The organism is Rhizobium sp. CB3171, from assembly GCF_029714265.1.
Taxonomy (GTDB): Bacteria; Pseudomonadota; Alphaproteobacteria; order Rhizobiales; family Rhizobiaceae; genus Rhizobium.
This window is the reverse complement of record NZ_CP121652.1, coordinates 3,931,457-3,949,136: the sequence shown is the minus strand read 5'-3', so window position 1 is coordinate 3,949,136 and position 17,680 is coordinate 3,931,457. Positions and strand designations below refer to the sequence as shown.

Annotated in this window: 16 protein-coding genes; 10 read left to right on the top strand and 6 right to left on the bottom strand. The window is 60.7% G+C overall.

Going from position 1 to position 17,680, the window contains the following annotated elements; translation table 11 throughout:
* Window positions 1–11: 11 nt before the first annotated feature.
* Together QA648_RS19205 and coaBC are read left to right on the top strand one after the other, a co-directional pair.
* Complete coding sequence (locus QA648_RS19205) at window positions 12–908, top strand: LysR family transcriptional regulator (protein WP_283048765.1); 897 nt, start codon at window positions 12–14, stop codon at window positions 906–908.
* Window positions 909–983: 75 nt separating this feature from the next.
* Entirely contained in the window at window positions 984–2,198 is a 1,215-nt protein-coding gene (gene coaBC, locus QA648_RS19200) for a bifunctional phosphopantothenoylcysteine decarboxylase/phosphopantothenate--cysteine ligase CoaBC (protein WP_283048764.1), read from the top strand.
* Here coaBC and QA648_RS19195 read toward each other — a convergent pair.
* On the bottom strand, window positions 2,182–3,000 hold the full coding sequence (locus QA648_RS19195) for a class II glutamine amidotransferase (protein ID WP_283048763.1): 819 nt from the start codon (window positions 2,998–3,000) through the stop codon (window positions 2,182–2,184). The genes coaBC and QA648_RS19195 overlap by 17 nt on opposite strands.
* 908 nt (window positions 3,001–3,908) lie before the next feature.
* Between QA648_RS19195 and otsB the strand changes: the two genes are divergently transcribed.
* Both otsB and otsA read left to right on the top strand, forming a co-directional pair.
* A complete protein-coding gene (gene otsB, locus QA648_RS19190) occupies window positions 3,909–4,703 on the top strand; it encodes a trehalose-phosphatase (RefSeq protein ID WP_283048762.1) in 795 nt (264 codons plus the stop codon).
* Between the two features lie 54 nt (window positions 4,704–4,757).
* Entirely contained in the window at window positions 4,758–6,134 is a 1,377-nt protein-coding gene (gene otsA / locus QA648_RS19185; protein WP_283048761.1) for an alpha,alpha-trehalose-phosphate synthase (UDP-forming), read from the top strand.
* 10 nt (window positions 6,135–6,144) lie between these two features.
* Here the strand turns inward: otsA and QA648_RS19180 are convergent, their stop codons facing one another.
* Window positions 6,145–7,047 (bottom strand): LysR family transcriptional regulator, encoded by a 903-nt coding sequence (locus QA648_RS19180; RefSeq protein WP_283048760.1) that lies wholly within the window; start codon window positions 7,045–7,047, stop codon window positions 6,145–6,147.
* Window positions 7,048–7,141: 94 nt separating this feature from the next.
* Between QA648_RS19180 and QA648_RS19175 the strand changes: the two genes are divergently transcribed.
* Both QA648_RS19175 and betC read left to right on the top strand, forming a co-directional pair.
* Complete coding sequence (locus QA648_RS19175) at window positions 7,142–8,092, top strand: choline ABC transporter substrate-binding protein (RefSeq protein WP_283051428.1); 951 nt, start codon at window positions 7,142–7,144, stop codon at window positions 8,090–8,092.
* Between the two features lie 20 nt (window positions 8,093–8,112).
* Complete coding sequence (gene betC, locus QA648_RS19170; protein ID WP_283048759.1) at window positions 8,113–9,627, top strand: choline-sulfatase; 1,515 nt, start codon at window positions 8,113–8,115, stop codon at window positions 9,625–9,627.
* Window positions 9,628–9,707: 80 nt separating this feature from the next.
* Here the strand turns inward: betC and tsaA are convergent, their stop codons facing one another.
* On the bottom strand, window positions 9,708–10,232 hold the full coding sequence (tsaA, locus tag QA648_RS19165; RefSeq protein ID WP_283048758.1) for a tRNA (N6-threonylcarbamoyladenosine(37)-N6)-methyltransferase TrmO: 525 nt from the start codon (window positions 10,230–10,232) through the stop codon (window positions 9,708–9,710).
* Between the two features lie 352 nt (window positions 10,233–10,584).
* Between tsaA and QA648_RS19160 the strand changes: the two genes are divergently transcribed.
* Window positions 10,585–13,062 carry a hypothetical protein gene (locus QA648_RS19160; RefSeq protein WP_283048757.1) on the top strand — a complete coding sequence of 826 codons (2,478 nt, stop codon included), beginning with the start codon at window positions 10,585–10,587 and terminating at the stop codon, window positions 13,060–13,062.
* A gap of 32 nt (window positions 13,063–13,094) precedes the next feature.
* On the opposite strand, the gene QA648_RS19155 is transcribed toward QA648_RS19160, so the two are convergent.
* Window positions 13,095–14,678, bottom strand: coding sequence for a peptide chain release factor 3 (locus tag QA648_RS19155; protein WP_104821766.1), 1,584 nt, complete (start codon window positions 14,676–14,678; stop codon window positions 13,095–13,097).
* 92 nt (window positions 14,679–14,770) lie between these two features.
* Here QA648_RS19155 and dut point away from each other — a divergent pair, with 92 nt between their 5' ends.
* Entirely contained in the window at window positions 14,771–15,241 is a 471-nt protein-coding gene (gene dut / locus QA648_RS19150) for a dUTP diphosphatase (protein WP_283048755.1), read from the top strand.
* A 10-nt stretch (window positions 15,242–15,251) separates the two neighbouring features.
* Here the strand turns inward: dut and QA648_RS19145 are convergent, their stop codons facing one another.
* A complete protein-coding gene (locus tag QA648_RS19145) occupies window positions 15,252–15,716 on the bottom strand; it encodes an Lrp/AsnC family transcriptional regulator (RefSeq protein WP_104821764.1) in 465 nt (154 codons plus the stop codon).
* A 109-nt stretch (window positions 15,717–15,825) separates the two neighbouring features.
* Between QA648_RS19145 and QA648_RS19140 the strand changes: the two genes are divergently transcribed.
* Window positions 15,826–16,740 (top strand): DMT family transporter, encoded by a 915-nt coding sequence (locus tag QA648_RS19140; RefSeq protein ID WP_283048753.1) that lies wholly within the window; start codon window positions 15,826–15,828, stop codon window positions 16,738–16,740.
* On the top strand, window positions 16,737–17,039 hold the full coding sequence (locus tag QA648_RS19135; protein ID WP_104821762.1) for an NIPSNAP family protein: 303 nt from the start codon (window positions 16,737–16,739) through the stop codon (window positions 17,037–17,039). Before QA648_RS19140 ends, QA648_RS19135 begins: the two co-directional genes overlap by 4 nt.
* On the opposite strand, the gene QA648_RS19130 is transcribed toward QA648_RS19135, so the two are convergent.
* A complete protein-coding gene (locus QA648_RS19130; protein ID WP_283048751.1) occupies window positions 17,040–17,672 on the bottom strand; it encodes a LysE family translocator in 633 nt (210 codons plus the stop codon). It lies immediately after the preceding gene.
* Window positions 17,673–17,680 lie beyond the last annotated feature (8 nt).

Sequence of the window (17,680 nt, the reverse complement as noted above, 5' to 3'; positions counted from 1 at the left end):
TGGATGGAACGATGTTCGACGGACGATTGCTGAATGGCGTCAGCGTGCTGGCAGCCGTAGTGGAAGGCGGCAGCTTCGTGCGGGCGGCGGAAGTGCTTGGCCTCACGCCCTCCGGGGTCAGCCGGGCAGTTTCGCGGCTGGAGGCGCGCATCGGCGTGCGCCTGCTGGACCGCACGACGCGAGCGCTGCGGCTGACGGATGATGGGGCTCGTTTCTACGAGCAGGTGGTGCCGCTGCTCGGCGGCATCGAGGAGGCCGCCACGACGGTAGCCGGCGTCGCCCAATCCGTGCGTGGCCGCCTGCGTATCAATGTCGATCCCTATTTCTCTCGCCTCATCTTGGCGCCGCGCCTCGGCGCCTTCCTCGATCGCTATCCCGAGCTGCAGATCGAAATCCTGACCCGCAACGCGATCGGCGATCTCGTAGCCGACGGCATAGATGTCGCCCTGCGCTTCGGCGAGCCGCCGCAAACCTCCCTGATCGCCCGGCTGCTTCTCGAAACCCGCGTGATCACGGTCGCAGCACCCGCCTATATCGAGCGCTATGGCAGGCCGAAAACGCCGGCCGACGTCGCGAACCATCTCTGTATCCATTATCAGGATCCGCGCACCGGGCGCGCATTCGAATGGGAATTCCGGCGCGGGCGCAAGGTCATCCCCGTCGAGACGCGCGGCCGCATCCTGGTCAATGACGCCGGGACGACGTTGGGAACCTGTCTTGCGGGCCTCGGCATCGCCCAAGTCTTCACGCTTGGCATTGCGGATTTTCTGGAGCGCGGAGAGCTTGTCGACCTTTTCCCCGACTGGAAGGACGAGCTTTATCCGCTTTATGCCTTCTACCCGTCCCGCCATCACGTGCCGGCAAAGGTGCGTGCCTTCATCGACTTCTGTGTCGACATTCTCGGCTGACCATCAGAGCCGATTGCCTATTGTGCGCCAAAGGCTTAGGTTCATGAGCATAAAAACAGGCGACGGGTTCGGGCCATGGTTCTCGCGGGAAAACGCATCCTTCTCATCATTTCCGGGGGCATCGCGGCCTATAAGAGCCTCGACCTCATCCGGCGACTGCGCGAACGCGGCGCCACCGTCCGTCCGATCATGACATCGGGGGCACAGGAATTCATCACGCCGCTTGCCGTCGGCGCACTTGCCGCCGACCATGTCTTCACCGACCTGTTTTCCCGACAGGACGAGCAGGATGTCGGCCATATCAGGCTGGCGCGCGACTGCGATCTGGTGCTCATTGCGCCGGCAACGGCCGATCTCTTGGCCAAGATGGCCAATGGCTTGGCCGACGACCTTGCGTCGACCGTGCTGCTCGCGACCGATCGGCCGGTGCTCGCAGCGCCTGCCATGAATCCGAAGATGTGGGCGCATCCGGCGACGAAGCGCAACATCGAGATCTTGAGGGGCGACGGCATCCGCTTCGTTGGCCCGATGGCGGGCGAAATGGCCGAAAGCAAGGAGGCCGGCACCGGCCGCATGGCCCAGCCACTGGAGATCGTCGCTGCCGCCGAAATGCGACTGGACGACGGTGCAAGGCCACTCGCCGGCAGAAAGGCCGTCGTCACGTCGGGTCCGACGCATGAGCCGATCGACCCCGTACGCTATATCGCCAACCGGTCCTCCGGCCGGCAAGGCCATGCCATTGCCTCGGCGCTTGCCGCCCTCGGGGCCGATGTCACGCTCGTTTCCGGGCCTGTCTCGATCCCCGATCCGATGGGCATGCATGTTGTTCATGTCGAGCGGGCGGAGGAAATGCGCGATGCCGTGCTTTCAGCCCTTCCGGCCGATATTGCCGTAATGGTCGCGGCTGTCGCCGACTGGCGCGTCGCCTCTGCCGCCGATCAGAAGATCAAGAAACATCCGGGCGAATCCATTCCGACACTGGCGCTCACGGAAAATCCCGACATCCTGAAAACCGTCGGCCATCACACGCAGCGGCCGAAACTCGTCATCGGCTTTGCGGCCGAAACGCAGGATGTGGAGGCGAATGCCAGGGCGAAGCTGGAACGTAAGGGTGCCGATATGATCGTCGCCAACGATGTCTCGCCGGCAACCGGTATCATGGGCGGCACGCGCAACAACGTGAAACTCATCCGCCATGACGGCGTGGAGCAATGGCCCGATCTCGACAAGGACGAAGTGGCGGCGCGTCTGGCAGCTTTGATTGCCGAACAGTTCAAGCAGGGATCGTGACGGGCGTCTGCGGTCCGGCGGAGGATGCGCGCTTTTCCGGCTGGAAGGGCGTGATGTGAACGCCCATATCGTCGATCAATACGGCGCTGCCATCCGGAATTTCCGTCCAGGCATCGATATCGTCGTTCAGCGGCTCGGAGACGAGGCAATAGCCGATGCCGACAGGCGAGGCGTAAAGCGTCGGCGCCTTGCGGTCGGTGGCGTAGCGCACCGCATGCAGCGACTTGCCATCGGAAAAAGCGGCCGTGAAGCGCACCAGTGCCGAGCCGGTCAGATGCACCGACAGGCCCTCGACAAAACCAATGGTTTCCGCGATCGCGGCGAACGGATTGGTTGCAAGACCGAATTGCAGCGCCAGCAGGAACATGAGTTCGGAATCGGTTGTGCCGCCACGGGCATGGAAAAGCTGATCATCGAGCATCGTTTCCATCGGCCGGCGCAAACGGTCGAAATTGGAAATCTGCCCGTTGTGCTGGAAGGACCAGTTCTCGTAGACGAACGGGTGGCAATTGTCGCGCCGCGTACCGCCGCCGGTTGCGGCGCGGACGTGGGCGAGAAAGAGCGATGAACGGATCTGCCGTGCCAAGCTCTTCAGATTGCAATCGGACCAAGCCGGAAGGATGTCACGATAACGGCCCGGCTCCGGCCGGTCGCCATACCAGGCAATGCCGAATCCGTCGCCGTTAGTCGCCGTCTTGGCGCGCGTTGCGCAATGGGATTGTTCGATGAGGGAGTGGGCAGGCGAAGACACCAGCTCCTCCAGATAGAGGGGGTCTCCACGATAGGCTGCCCAGCGACACATGCGTCTTTCGCTCCAATTCCCGCTTGCTTCCTGTCCCGCGGGAGAATGTCAAAATCAAGGACGATTGTTTATGCGGAATAGGTAATAAACTCTTAATTTACCAAGGATTGATGGTTGAAGGTGACAGATTCTTGACACGCCGTCCGATCACATTTCGGCGTCGCAGCATTATTCTTTTGTGACCATGCCTGCTTCGAATCGGCTTTTTCGGCCTCTCGCTGCCTAGCTTGATGAAAATGTCGGCTTGGCCTATATTCCTGGAGTGAGGGGCAGGTTGCAGCCCACCCCTCTCTATTTCGCTGTTAGAAAGCTACCCGGACTTCAAGCTGCCAGCTAGTCCGGGTTTTTCTTATGCGAAACGTGATGCTAAGTGGAAACCACATAGCTCACCTCCTTGTTGACGGCGAGGCCGATCGCCACGGTCGAGGTTGCCCATCTTCCCCGATCCTGCCCGCTGGCACGGACAGGCGCTGCTTTCACTGCCAACTGCCGCAATCAATATCACGCAAAAGTTGAACGAAGCCTTGGGTTTCAATGCGACACGAAGAGTGAAGCGTCTCGCCCTCTGCACTCTTGAATTCAGCAAAATTTGAGTTACGTTAGGCATATCGTCAACGTAGCGAAAGGAAGGTGATCCAATGTCTAGTGAGATTTCGGTCCGCGTATCAGGCATGGAAATGGTTGTGAGCGTTGCGAGGCAGCCCTCGCTCTGATCGAGCCTTCCGGAAGCGTCTTCGCTTCAGGCCAGTTACGGGCCAAAACTCATGGAAGGGTCGCTTCGCGCGGCCCTTTTTTGCATCTATCGGTTGCCGATATCGCGGCGCTTCGGGCTCTCTTTCCGGGAATAAACGTTTTCGTGTGGTCGTTTTTCTCTTGCCGAACGGAACGCGCGCCATAGCTAAGCTTCCATGACTTACAAGGAACAGCCCGAACAGGGTGAAGCCGAACCCGCGCCGTCGAATGAGCCGGCGCTCACCGCACTCTCATTGTATCCTGACGAATGGGCGCTGTTCCTCGACATAGACGGAACGCTGCTCGATCTCGCGGAGACCCCGGACGCGATAGTCGTACCTCCGTCCCTGCCCTTTGTGCTTCAGACGCTCTCCCGCCAGCTCGGCGGTGCGCTGGCGCTGGTGACCGGGCGCGGGGTTGGCTTTGTGGATCCTCTGTTTACTCCCTTCCACTTCTCCGTCGCCGGCCTGCACGGCGCCGAACGGCGCGATGCGGCAGGACGCTTGCGGCGCGCGCTGATCCCGCCCGCCTTCCAGGAGATGAAGCGCATGATCACGCGGGAGGTCGAGGCCTGGCCCGGCGTTCTTGTCGAAGATAAGGGGGCTGCGGTCGCCGTTCACTACCGGCTGGCACCCGAGCGCCAAGCCGACGTTGCCGAAGCGATGCAGCGCTATCTGCAGGAAGCCGGCCCGGACTGGATCCTGCAGCACGGCAAGCTCGTGGTCGAAATTTGCCCCGCGCATGCGAGCAAAGGACATGCCGTCGAAGCCTTTCTCAACGAGCCCCCCTTCAACGGGCGGCGGCCGCTCGCGATCGGTGACGACGTCACCGACGAGACCATGTTCGCGGTCGCCAACCGCCTCGGCGGTCAATCCGTGCGCGTCGGCCCGCCCAGCGGCAAGACGCTGGCACGCGCATCCATTCCCTCGCCCGCGCGTTTAAGAGAGATACTCGCAGCGCTAGCCAAATAATCATTTTTTGGTCATTTCGGCCTACCGCCGCGGCCCTCTCGAAAGGAGCATTCCGTGAGTCGTCTCATCATCGTTTCCAACCGCGTTTCCGTCCCTGACAACCAAGGTGCGGCGGCGGCCGGCGGGCTTGCCGTGGCGCTGCAAGCTGCCCTTGCCGAACGCGGCGGCGTGTGGATGGGCTGGTCGGGCAAATCGAGCGGCGATGTCGAGCCCGAACCGCTGGTGCTGACTGAAGACGGCAATATCACCTACGCGCTGACCGATCTCACCCAGACCGATGTCGAGGAATATTACCAAGGCTTCGCAAATCGCGTGCTCTGGCCGATCTGCCACTACCGGCTGGACCTGGCCGAATATGGCCGCAAGGAAATGGCCAGCTATTTCCGCGTCAATCGTTTCTTCGCCCATCGGCTGGCGCCGCTGGTTGAGCCCGACGATATCATCTGGGTGCATGACTACCACCTCATCCCGCTGGCGGCGGAGCTGAGGCAAATGGGGTTCAAGAACCGCATCGGTTTCTTCCTGCACATTCCCTGGCCGCCGGCCGACGTGCTCTTCACCATGCCCGTGCACGAAGAAATCATGCGGGGCCTCTCGTCCTATGACCTCCTCGGCTTCCAGACCAAATACGATCTGGAAAATTTCGCCGGCTGCCTGAAGCGCGAATGCATGGGGGTCGAAAACAGTCCCGGCCATTTCAGTGCTCACGGCCACAACTTCCGCGGCGGTGCCTATTCGATCGGCATCGAGACCGCGGCCTTCGCCGCCTTCGCCCGCAAGGCCGCAGCCCACAGCATGGTGCGCAAGGCGCAGCAAAGCATCGAAGGCCGCGACCTGATCATCGGCGTCGACCGGCTCGATTACTCCAAAGGGATCACGCAGCGCATCGACGCATTCGAGCGTTTCATCGTTAACAATCCAGCCCATCAGCGCCGCGTCACCTATCTGCAGATCACGCCGAAATCGCGCTCGGAAGTGCCCGAATACGAGGCGATGCAGCATGCCGTCGCCGAGCAGGCCGGCCGGGTCAACGGCGCGATCGGCACCGTCGACTGGGTGCCGATCCGCTATATCAACCGCTCGATCAGCCGTCCGGTGCTGGCCGGCCTCTACCGGCTGGCGAAAGTCGGCCTGGTGACGCCGCTGCGCGACGGCATGAACCTCGTCGCCAAGGAATATGTGGCGGCGCAGGATCCGGACGATCCCGGCGTGCTGGTGCTCTCGCGTTTTGCCGGATCGGCGCGCGAACTGAAAGGCGCCTTGCTGGTCAACCCCTATGACGTCGACGGCACGGCAAATGCCTTGGCGCGGGGCATCAATATGCCGCTGGAAGAACGGCGTGAACGCTGGCGCGGCATGATGGACCATCTGCTGGAAAACGATGTTTCGCGCTGGTGCGATACTTTCCTCGCGGATCTGCGGGCAGAGTGACGGGCACCGGCTACATAGCCGCCGCTTCCCTGACGAGCCATTCCGTCAACTGTTCCGCATGCATGCTCTGCGACTTTGGCGGCAGAAGCCAATAGCCGCGGTTCGATCCGTCCAGCACCGGACCGGCGGTCACCAGCATGCGCCCGGCCAGCAGCGAATCCACCAGTCCCATCCAGCCGAGCGCCAATCCCTGCTCACCGATCGCTGCCTGAACGACCAGTGAATAGGTGTTGAACCGCAGATCGCCATGGCCGGCATAGCTGTCGCGGCTGATGCCAAGTGCGGCGAAATAGCTCTTCCAATCGAACCAGGGCGACGGTGTTTCCGTGTCCAGATGCACAAGCGTCGCTTGCGCCAGGCGGCTTGGATCGCTGAAAGGACCGTATTTGTCGACGAAGCCCTGCGCACAGATCGGCGCCACCCTCTCAGGCAACAACAATAAGGCTTCCGGCCCGAACTCCTCCCGTGCGCCAAAGACGACGGCGACGTCGTCGCTTTCCGCATGGCCACGCTCCTGTCGCTGCGTCGCGACGATCTGAATATCCAGCTCCGGATGAAGGAGACGAAACCGATGCATACGGGGGATCAGCCATAGCGCCGAGAAGGCATAATCGGTCCGAAGCCGCACTGTCGGCCGCTGCGCCTCGGCGCGAAAGCTGCGCACCAGTGAATCGACGCCGCCAACCGCCTTCTCCACGACCTCGAATAGGCGGCGACCTTCCGGGGACAGTTCAACACCGCGATGCTGGCGATGAAAGAGCGTCACGCCCATCTGCTCCTCGATCCGCCGGATCTGATAGCTGACCGCCGGCTGGGTCAGCCCGAGGCTTGCCGCCGCGGACGATAGGCTGCCCGAGCGCCCTACCTCGACAAAAATCCGCAGCCATCCGAGGTCCACGGGCCGCTCAGCCATAGAAATTCCTTTTACCATCCATCGAAAAAAGCCCGCTTCACAGGCCGAATGCTAGTGATGTTCAATAAAATGAGCAAATATAAAGGGAACTGTCATCATGCGAATTTCTACTATCGGCCGGCTTGCTGTCGGCGCGCTCCTTTCCGCATTTTCGTTCGCCGGCATCGCCAGGGCCGATGGCGATGCCTGCCGCACCATCCATCTGTCCGATCCCGGTTGGACCGACATCACCTCGACCAACGGCGTCACGGGCGTGCTGCTCGGCGCGCTCGGCTATGAGCCGGACATCAAGACGCTTTCCGTGCCGATCGGCTATCAATCGATGAAGACCGGCGAAACCGACGTCTTCCTCGGCAATTGGATGCCGGCGCAGAAGGCTTTCGTCGACGACCTCAACAAGGCCAAAGCCATCGAAGTGCTGAACCGCAATCTTCAGGGCGCGAAATTCACCCTCGCCGTTCCGACCTATGTCGCCGACAAGGGCGTCAAGAATTTTGCCGACCTGCAGAAGCATGCCGACGAATTCGACCACAAGATCTACGGCATCGAACCCGGCGCGCCGGCCAATGCCAATATCCAGAAGATGATCGATGCCAACGATTTCGGCCTAAAGGGCTGGGAATTGGTGGAATCGAGCGAGCAGGCGATGCTGTCGCAGGTCGAGCGCGCCGGCAAGGACAAGCAAGCGATCGTTTTCCTCGCCTGGGCGCCGCATCCGATGAATGAGCGTTTCCAGATTGCCTATCTCGCAGGCGGCGACGCCTATTTCGGTCCGGACTACGGCGGCGCACAGGTCTACACGCTGGCACGCACGGGCTGGGCGGCCGCCTGCCCGAACGCGGCGAAATTGTTCCACAATCTGACCTTCGACATCGGCATGGAAAATTCGCTGATGGGTTCGATCCTCGGCGGCGAGGATGCGAAGACGGCGGCAACCGCTTGGCTGAAGGCGCATCCGGAGGCTATGACACCCTGGCTTGCCGGCGTGACGACGATCGACGGCAAGCCCGGTCTCGATGCCGTCAAGGTCGCAGTCGGCCTCTGATCCAGTAAAGGACATCCAACATGGCGCGCCCGAACATCCTTATCCTCATGGTCGATCAGTTGAACGGAACATTGTTTCCCGATGGCCCGGCCGATTTTCTCCATGCACCCGTGCTGAAGGCACTGGCGAAACGCTCCGTGCGCTTCGCCAACAGCTATACGGCAAGCCCGCTCTGCGCGCCGGCGCGGGCCTCCTTCATGTCGGGGCAATTGCCGAGCCGCACGCGCGTCTATGACAACGCTGCCGAGTTTGCCTCCGATATCCCGACCTTCGCGCATCATTTGCGGGCGGCGGGCTACCAGACGGCGCTTTCCGGCAAGATGCATTTCGTCGGGCCGGACCAGATGCACGGCTTCGAGGAGCGGCTCACGACCGATATCTATCCCGCCGATTTCGGCTGGACGCCCGACTATACGAAACCGGGCGAGCGCATCGACTGGTGGTATCACAATCTCGGTTCGGTGACCGGGGCCGGCGTCGCCGAAATCACCAATCAGATGGAGTATGACGACGAAGTCGCCTATCACGCGACGCGCAAACTGCTCGACCTGTCGCGCGGGCACGACGAGCGGCCCTGGTGCCTGACGGTCAGCTTCACCCATCCGCACGACCCCTATGTCGCCCGCCGCCGTTTCTGGGATCTTTATGAAGACTGCCCGGCGCTTGACCCCGATGTCGCCGAAATCCCCTTTGACAAGCAGGACCCGCATTCGCAGCGGCTGATGAAGGCGAGCGACCATACCGCCTTCGACATCACGCCCGAACAGATTCGCCGGGCGCGCCGCGGCTATTTCGCCAATATTTCCTATGTCGATGAGAAGATCGGCGAAATCCTCGACGCGCTGGAGCGCGGCCGCATGGCGGACAACACCATCGTGCTCTTCGTTTCCGACCATGGTGATATGCTCGGCGAACGCGGGCTGTGGTTCAAGATGAACTTCTTCGAAGGCTCGGCGCGTGTGCCGCTGATGATCGCCGCGCCCGGCTGGAATGCCCGACGCATCGACGAGCCGGTGTCGACGCTCGACGTGACACCGACGCTTGCCGGCCTTGCCGGGCTCGATATCGCCTCGCTGCGGCAATGGACGGATGGGGAGGACCTTGCTCCCCTCGTTCATGGCACCGGAAGCCGTGGCCCGGTGCCAATGGAATATGCGGCAGAAGGATCGGAAGCGCCGCTCGTCTGCTTGCGCGACGGCCGCTACAAGTTGGCGCTCTGCGACAAGGACCCGCCCCTGCTTTTCGATCTCGACGCCGACCCCAAAGAACTGATCAATCTTGCCGACGATCCGGCGCACGCCGAAATTCTGGCGCGGCTGACGGCACAAGCGAAACAGCGCTGGAATCTTTCCACCTTCGACGCCGCCGTGCGCGAAAGCCAGGCGCGGCGATGGGTGGTCTATGCGGCCTTGCGCAACGGTGCCTATTATCCCTGGGACTACCAGCCGCTGCAGAAGGCATCCGAGCGCTATATGCGCAACCATATGGATCTGAACGTCTTGGAGGAGAACCAGCGTTTTCCACGGGGCGAATAAGTCATAGTGGCTGTCGGCTGACACCCAAGGTGAGCATGATCTTGTCCGAAAACCTGCTTCACACTTTTCGGGATCATGCTTCACGCCTTCTGACAATAATGCGCCGTCTCGCCGTCGCCGGTCTGGAAATCGCCAGATTGCGGCGGCGCGATCGGTTTGAACAGGCTCCGATCCGGTTTAAGGTCGAGCAGCGGCGTCCCATACAGGCAATCGAGACCGCGCACAAGCAGGATGCCACCTTCGACCGCCTCCAGCTTGACAATGGAGGTGCCGATCGGATTTGGCCGCACCGGCGAGCGCAGCGAGAAAGTACCGTGCACCTTGCCGTTGCTGGCCGGACTCTGCAGCACGAGATCGCGCCGCGAGCGGTCCAGCCAATAGAGGATTTCCAGCCGCTCGAAAGTCTCCACCCCCTTCAGCGCCGGCACCCAGGGCTCGAAAATCTCGATGCGGCAGAGCGGCCCGTCATGCCGCCCCTGACGCGGCGTCTCCATCCGAGAGGTCCACGGTGTCGAAATGCGGCCGATGAAGACAAGACCGGCATCTGTCGCTGCCGGCGGCTCAATCGCCACTTCGTTTTCCCGAATTTCGTTTTCGCGGACCATATTTCCCTCCGAAGCGTTGCGGCGCGATCATCCGCTAAATCCACCCGATAGAATAGCTCGTAAAGCCGTAGCACGGCATGGCGTTATATTCGATAGAATGTCGCGAAAGTGCAATTTCCCTGATCGCTGCGCCGTGTTCTGTGATCGGCAATATTAGCCGGCTTTTTGGCCTCTACGGCAGTTGTATTGCCGATGGATAAACTGTCACAAAAATTGTAGGATCATGTGTCTCTAATGCAGAATGCCATCACACCAATCGTGATGAAATGCCGTCTGATGCAATCATTTCGCTCGCGGCGCATGCTTTTCGAAAGCCACATCCAAACAACTCTGAAACCTGGTGGGCGGACCCATGGATATCCTCTTCAAAAGCAGCAGCAACTTCGCCTCTCTTTCCCTTAAGGACCTGGTGGAGGCGCGCGATCTCTTCCACTACCATTTGATGAACAAGAAGAACGTGGTGGCGACCGCGCTGGGTCTTTATAGAATTCGCAAGAGCGATCCCTGGCCCTCCAAGCATGAGGACGCGACGCGCAAGCGTTCTCCGGAGAGCGAGCGACGAACGCTTTTCAACTCGGAAGTACGCCCCTATTCCTGGCCTTGCGTCTATGTCTTCGTGTCCAGTTGGGAATATGAGAAGGACCTGGCGAAGACGAATCCTTCCGATGTCGTCCCCAAGACGCTCTATCTGCCGGACGGGCGAACCGTGCCGGTCTGTGTCATCGAAGCGCGCAAACAGCAGCTATCCAAGGACCTGAAGATCAAGCTCGACGGCCGGACGCCGCGCAATCTGCTCGCGCCAGGCTCGGCCATCATCAACGAGGATGGTCAGGGCATGACCCGTCTGGCGACCGCGGGCTGCGTCGTGCGCGATAGCGAACGCTATTTCGTGATGACCAATCGGCATGTCGTCGGCGAACCGGGGACCGAGATCAGCGCCTTGCAGGCCCATCGCCGCCCCAAGATCGGTGTCAGCGCGAAAAAGGGCCTGGGCCGGCAGGACTTTCGAACGATCTATCCGAATTTCGCCTCGACGAACCAGCGCCTGCTGATGGACGTGGGATTGGTGGAACTTGATAACATCCTGCAATGGAAAACCGAGTTTCCGGGCATCGCGCCCATCGGCCCGGTGCTGGACCTTTACGACAACAGCTTCAGCCTCAAGCTGATCACCATGAAAGTGATTGGCCAGTCCGCGGTCACCGGCACCATCAGAGGCGAAATCCACGGCCTGTTCTATCGTTACAAGGCGATGGGCGGATCGGAATATATCAGCGATTTCCTGATCGGCCCGGAGACCTATGGCATCGACAAGGAACGCCTGAAGACTGAGGAGGATGCGGAAGCGCGCAATCCGGCGGAGAATATCAGTCTCGGCGTTCATCATGGCGATTCCGGCACAGTTCTCTTCATCGAGCATGTTGAAAAGACCGACAGCGAGGATACAAAGGTCGTTAAAAAGATCAGCTATTATCCGTTCGCGCTGTTGTGGGGGAAGGAAGAATTCTTCGAAGACGGTGAGAGCCTGTCCCAGCCCTATGCGCTCGCCACATCTCTCAGCACAGCGCTCGATCATCTGGATCTTGATTTCGTACGCGACATCAATCTGGATCAGGATTTCATCTGGGGATGGGTCGGGCACTATATCATCGGCCGCTCCCTGCCCTTGTCCGGAGATCTCGTGACATCACAGAAGCTAAAAGACTTCCTCGACAATAATCTCGATCTCTTGGCGCTCACGCCCGACGCTGCGCTCGGCAACGATCCGCGCGTTCTCGAAAAGGACGATGACGAGGTTCATTTCGTGCCGCTGGCCGACGTTCCCGACAATGTCTGGAAAAGCAATGTCAATTTCATCATGGTGGAAGGACCAGACGGCAAGAAACAGCGCAAGGTCGGACCCGGCAGTCGCGGCCAGAACGACAATCCGAACCATTTTGCCGATCTGGATCTCCCCTATGAGAATGGCGAGACATTTCTCGCCCTCAATCAATCCGCGCCGGACACCTACCTTAATCCGAAAGCCTGGATCGACTATTTTGCCGAGATAAAGCCCCAATATGATGCCTGGGCGCAATTGCTCGATCCCAATGCCGACCTCCGCAACAAGCACTGGGGGGCTTTGCCCTTCAGGGTCCACCAGCTATTCGACATCATGGTGAAGGCGGCCGGGGATGGCGATGCAGCGATGTTTCTCTGCGCCGGCGGCGTCCTCATCCACTATATGGGCGATGCCTGCCAGCCGCTGCACACTTCATATCTCTCGCAGGGCGATCCGGCCAAGGTTGTCCCGCGCCCGCGGTCAAGCAAAATGAAGCTGGAAGCCGATGGCGTCCATGTGGGCTACGAAGACGACATGATCGCCTATGGTTATCAGCAGAAGAACCTCGGCGCGGAACTCGCACAGCGCATTACGGATCTTGCCGCCGAGCCGATGCCGCCCATCACCAATGGCTATGAGGCCAGCAAGGCGGTCATAGCTCTCATCAGCGCGACGCAAAGGGATATAGCGCCGCGGGATATCGTCGACAAATGGGTTGAGCTCATCGGCAAACCAGCCAAGGAAAAGGCAGCGACGATGTGGGACGACTTCGGTGACCGCACCATCACCTGCATGGCGCGCGGCACCCGCTATCTGGCGAAGATCTGGCAGGCCGCCTGGGAGCAAGGCAATGGCGACGCCAATATCCAGGCAGCCGCCGCTATCACCGAGGCGACCATCATGGCACTCTACAACGATCCAGATAAGATGCCATCGGTAGCGCTCGACCGATATCCGGACGATTGGAATTCCGATTGGTCAAAGATAACACGGAAAGTGCAGGCATAGAGCACTGCCGTCGTGCCGGCAAAGAACCGATATCACGCCGCCTTGACGGCGTGATATTCCTTGATGGCGACCATCTTGATAGCCGGATAACGTTCAGATTCGTAGCGCAGCGAAAAGCCGTCCTGGGCGAGGAAGACCGGATCGCCGTCGAGGTCGCGGGCGATATCGCCGCGGCGCGCGGTGACAAACTTGTCGAGATCGCCGGTCTGATCGGCGGAAATCCAGCGGCAGACGGAGAAGCGCGACATTTCGAAGGAGACCGGCAGGCCGTATTCGGCCATCAGCCGCTCTTTCAAGACGTCGAGCTGCAGTGCGCCGACGACGCCCACGATGGCGGGCGAGCCATCTTCCGGCGAGAAGAGCTGCACGACGCCCTCTTCGGCCATCTGCTGCAGCGCTTCCTTCAATTTCTTTGCCTTCATCGCGTCTTCAAGACGAACGCGGCGCAGGATTTCCGGCGAGAAATTCGGTACGCCCTGGAAGACGAGGGATTCGCCTTCCGTCAGCGTATCGCCAATGCGCAGCGTACCATGATTCGGAATGCCGACGACGTCGCCGGCATAGGCGGTATCGGCAAGCTGACGCTGCGAGGCGAAAAAGAATTGCGGTGCGGTCAAACCAAGCTGCTTGCCGGTGCGCGACAGCCGGGCCTTCATGCCACGCTCCAGCTTGCCGGAGCAGATGCGCGCAAACGCGATGCGGTCGCGATGGTTCGGGTCCATGTTGGCCTGGATCTTGAAGACAAAGGCCGTCATCTTGTCGTCGGTCGCCTGCACGGTTCTGATATCGGCGACCTGATCGCGTGGCGGCGGCGCGAAAGCGCCGAGCGCGTTGATGAGATCGCGCACACCGAAATTGCGAAGAGCCGAGCCGAAGAAGACCGGCGTCATGTGACCTTCCAGGAAGGATTCCCGGTCGAAGGGACGGCAGGCTTCGATAGCAAGCTCGGTCTCGTCGATGAAGGCTTGCCGTTCATTTTCCGGCAGACGGTCGGCGACGGCCTGCGGGCCATTGACCCGGGCAGCCTCTACTTCTGTGTCGGAGCCACGGACGGTATTATCAGCCAGATGATAGGAGCCGCAGAAGGTCTTCGACCGGCCGATTGGCCAGGTGACCGGCGCGGTGTCCAGTGCCAGCTTCTCTTCCACTTCATCGAGAATTTCGAAGGGGTCGCGGCTTTCGCGGTCCATCTTATTGATGAAGGTGATGATCGGGATATCGCGCATTCGGCAGACTTCGAACAGTTTCAGCGTCCGCGGCTCGATGCCCTTGGCAGCATCGATGACCATGACGGCCGCATCGACCGCGGTCAGCGTGCGATAGGTATCGTCGGCGAAGTCTTCGTGACCGGGCGTATCCAGAATGTTGAAGACGTTGCCGTCATACTCGAAGGTCATGACCGAGGTCACGACCGAGATGCCGCGCTCGCGCTCGATCTTCATCCAGTCGGACCGCGTCTGCATGCGATCCTTCTTTGCCTTGACCTCACCGGCAAGCTGAATGGCGCCGCCGAACAGCAGCAGCTTTTCGGTGAGCGTCGTCTTGCCCGCGTCCGGGTGGGCGATAATAGCGAATGTGCGGCGGCGGGAGACCGCCTCGGCGAGACTTTCGGCCATGCTTGTGAAATCCTGTGAATTGCGGCTGTATCTAGCGATTCAAAGACGGGATTGCAATTGACCTCAGCGATTCCAGCACAAACTAATGCCGCATGACCATTCACACCGATACGCGCCCGACGCTGAACCTCATCCGCTTGGCCCATGGCCAGGGCCTCGATCTGCCGGCCTACGAGACCAAAGGCGCGGCCGGCATGGACCTGCGCGCGGCCGTCGAGGAAGGCGCAACGCTGACGATCGCGCCCGGCAAACGGGCGCTGGTACCGACCGGTTTCATCTTCGAGATTCCCGATGGTTTCGAAGCCCAGATCCGCCCCCGCTCCGGCCTCGCCTTCAAGCACGGCATCACCTGCCTGAACACGCCCGGCACGATCGACAGCGACTACCGCGGCGAAGTGAAGGTGCTGCTGATCAATCTTGGCGACGAGCCGTTCGACATCACCCGCGGCATGCGCATCGCGCAGATGGTGATCGCGCCGGTGACGCAGACGCGTGTCGCGGAAATCGCTAACGTCAGCGAAACGACCCGCGGTGCTGGCGGTTTTGGATCCACCGGCGTGTGACGGTGGAATTCTAACGGGAGAGCGGCGGCAGGCGCCGTTTGACCGGGGTTGCCTTGATCATCGACGTGTTCGTCTCGGCGCGCTCGGCGATCTTGTCCAGGATGCCGTCTAGTTCACCCATCGAACGCACCACAAGACGGCCGATGAAGCAGTCGTCGCCGGTGACCTTGTCGCATTCGATGAATTCCGGTGTCTCCTGGATGATACGCTCGACCACATGCAATTGACCGGGCAGCGGCCGGATGCGCACGATCGCCTGCAGGGGATAGCCGATCACCTCCGGCGCGATATCCACGGTGAAGGCCGCGATGACACCGCGCTCCTCCAGCCGGCGCAGCCGCTCGGCAGCGCTTGGCGAGGATAATCCAGCGACTTCAGCCAGCTCCTTCAACGAAATCCGGGCATTGCGGGCCAGGGCCTCCAGCATACGCTGGTCGATCGCGTCGAGCTCTATGGCAGCATTAGGCGCACCCATATTTCCACCTCATATAATTAGGCGCTCTATCCACTACTGTTTATTCAGATTATATCATCCGCTTCCTTCTCGCAATATTATCAGGCTCCGGAAAACGGGAAGCCCGACAATGAACGAGATAAGACGCGGAACAGCGGAAATGACAGCAGCAATGCTGATTTCAGGGACGATCGGCTGGTTCGTGCTGATGTCGGGGCAGCCTGTTACTGGCGTCGTCTTCTGGCGCTGCCTGTTTGGTGCACTCACGCTTCTTGTTGTCTGCAGAGCCATGGGTCTGTTGCGCCCCGGCATTCTCAGCCTCAGGACCTTTGCGATCGCCGTTGCCGGCGGTATCGCTATCGTCCTCAATTGGCTGCTGCTTTTCGCTGCCTATTCGCATGCCTCCATCTCGATCGCGACAACGGTCTACAATACGCAACCATTCATGCTGCTCGGCCTCGGCGCGCTGTTTCTCGGCGAAAAGATCACGCTCACCAAGCTTTTCTGGCTGGGTCTCGCCTTTGCCGGCATGGCTGTCATCGTCGAAGGCAAACCCGCGGAGACGGCGGGCATCGGCAGCTATGCCATCGGCATCCTGCTTTCGCTCGGCGCCGCTTTCTTCTATGCGTTGGCCGCTCTGGCCGCCAAATGGCTGAAGGGCACGCCGCCGCATTTGATCGCCCTGATCCAGGTTTCGACCGGCATTCTGATGCTTGCGCCCTTCGCCGATTTCTCGGCTCTGCCGCGGGACGCAGGCGGATGGTCCATTCTGATGACGATGGGCATCGTCCACACCGGCTTGATGTATGTGCTGCTCTACGGCGCGATCCAGAAGCTGCCGACGCATCTGACCGGCGCGCTGTCCTTCATTTATCCGATCGCCGCCATCGTGGTCGATCGCTTCGCCTTCGGGCATGTGCTCGGCATGGCGCAGATCATCGGCGCTGTGATCATTTTGGCCGCGGCGGCCGGCATGAACCTCGGCTGGACGATTACCTTGCCGCGTCCTAAAAGCGATGATCTTTCAAAGGAAGCCGCCGAATGATCACCTGCTATCTTCGCTATACGATCGATCCTTACAAGCTTGCGGAATTCGAACATTACGCGAAACTCTGGATCCCGCTGGTCAACCGGCTCGGTGGCACGCATCACGGCTATTTCCTGCCGCACGAGGGCGCCAACAATATCGCACTGGCGCTCTTCAGCTTCCCGAGCCTTGCTGCCTACGAGGGCTACCGGCAGGCGATGGCCGAGGATGCCGAATGCCGCGCCGCCTTTGCCTATGCGGAGGAGACGCGTTGCATTGTCAGCTATGAACGCAGCTTCATGCGACCGGTGTTCTGATTAGCGCTGCGCCTCGAAGGCCATGCGCATGGCGAGCCCGGCCAAGACCGTGCCCATCAGCCAGCGCTGCACCAGCATGAAGGACGGACGGCTTGAGAAGAACAGCGCGACGGAGCCGGCCGTCAGCGCGATGATGGAGTTGAGCGTCACGCTGACGGCAATGTGGGTAAAGCCGAAAATGACGGATTGGTTGAAGACGCTGCCGATCGTGGGATCGATAAACTGCGGCAACAGCGAGAGATAAAGGACCGCGACCTTCGGGTTCAGCAGGCTGGTCACAAGGCCCATGCCGAAGAGTTTGCGCGGTCCATCCCTCGGGAGATCGCGGACCTGGAAGGCCGAACGGCCGCCCGGCCTCAGCGCATTCCAAGCAAGCCAAGCGAGATAGGCGGCACCGGCAAGACGCAGCGCGTCATAGGCAAAGGGCACGGCGAACAGGAAGGCCGTGATGCCGAGCGCGGCCGAAAGCATGTAGAAGACGAAACCGAGCGCCACACCGCCGAGCGAGATCAGCCCGGCCCCCGGCCCCTGCGAGATCGATCGCGACACCAGATAAATCATGTTCGGCCCGGGTGTCAGCACCATTCCGGCAGCGATCAGGGCAAAGGTGATGATACTGGCGAGATGCGGCATGGAGGTCT

Coding starts and splice junctions, on each gene's coding strand:
- QA648_RS19205 (WP_283048765.1), top strand. CDS start 12: ATGTTCGACGGACGATTGCTGAATGGCGTCAGCGTGCTGGCAGCCGTA.
- coaBC (WP_283048764.1), top strand. CDS start 984: ATGGTTCTCGCGGGAAAACGCATCCTTCTCATCATTTCCGGGGGCATC.
- QA648_RS19195 (WP_283048763.1), bottom strand. CDS start 3,000: ATGTGTCGCTGGGCAGCCTATCGTGGAGACCCCCTCTATCTGGAGGAG.
- otsB (WP_283048762.1), top strand. CDS start 3,909: ATGACTTACAAGGAACAGCCCGAACAGGGTGAAGCCGAACCCGCGCCG.
- QA648_RS19180 (WP_283048760.1), bottom strand. CDS start 7,047: ATGGCTGAGCGGCCCGTGGACCTCGGATGGCTGCGGATTTTTGTCGAG.
- betC (WP_283048759.1), top strand. CDS start 8,113: ATGGCGCGCCCGAACATCCTTATCCTCATGGTCGATCAGTTGAACGGA.
- tsaA (WP_283048758.1), bottom strand. CDS start 10,232: ATGGTCCGCGAAAACGAAATTCGGGAAAACGAAGTGGCGATTGAGCCG.
- QA648_RS19160 (WP_283048757.1), top strand. CDS start 10,585: ATGGATATCCTCTTCAAAAGCAGCAGCAACTTCGCCTCTCTTTCCCTT.
- QA648_RS19155 (WP_104821766.1), bottom strand. CDS start 14,678: ATGGCCGAAAGTCTCGCCGAGGCGGTCTCCCGCCGCCGCACATTCGCT.
- dut (WP_283048755.1), top strand. CDS start 14,771: ATGACCATTCACACCGATACGCGCCCGACGCTGAACCTCATCCGCTTG.
- QA648_RS19145 (WP_104821764.1), bottom strand. CDS start 15,716: ATGGGTGCGCCTAATGCTGCCATAGAGCTCGACGCGATCGACCAGCGT.
- QA648_RS19140 (WP_283048753.1), top strand. CDS start 15,826: ATGAACGAGATAAGACGCGGAACAGCGGAAATGACAGCAGCAATGCTG.
- QA648_RS19135 (WP_104821762.1), top strand. CDS start 16,737: ATGATCACCTGCTATCTTCGCTATACGATCGATCCTTACAAGCTTGCG.
- QA648_RS19130 (WP_283048751.1), bottom strand. CDS start 17,672: ATGCCGCATCTCGCCAGTATCATCACCTTTGCCCTGATCGCTGCCGGA.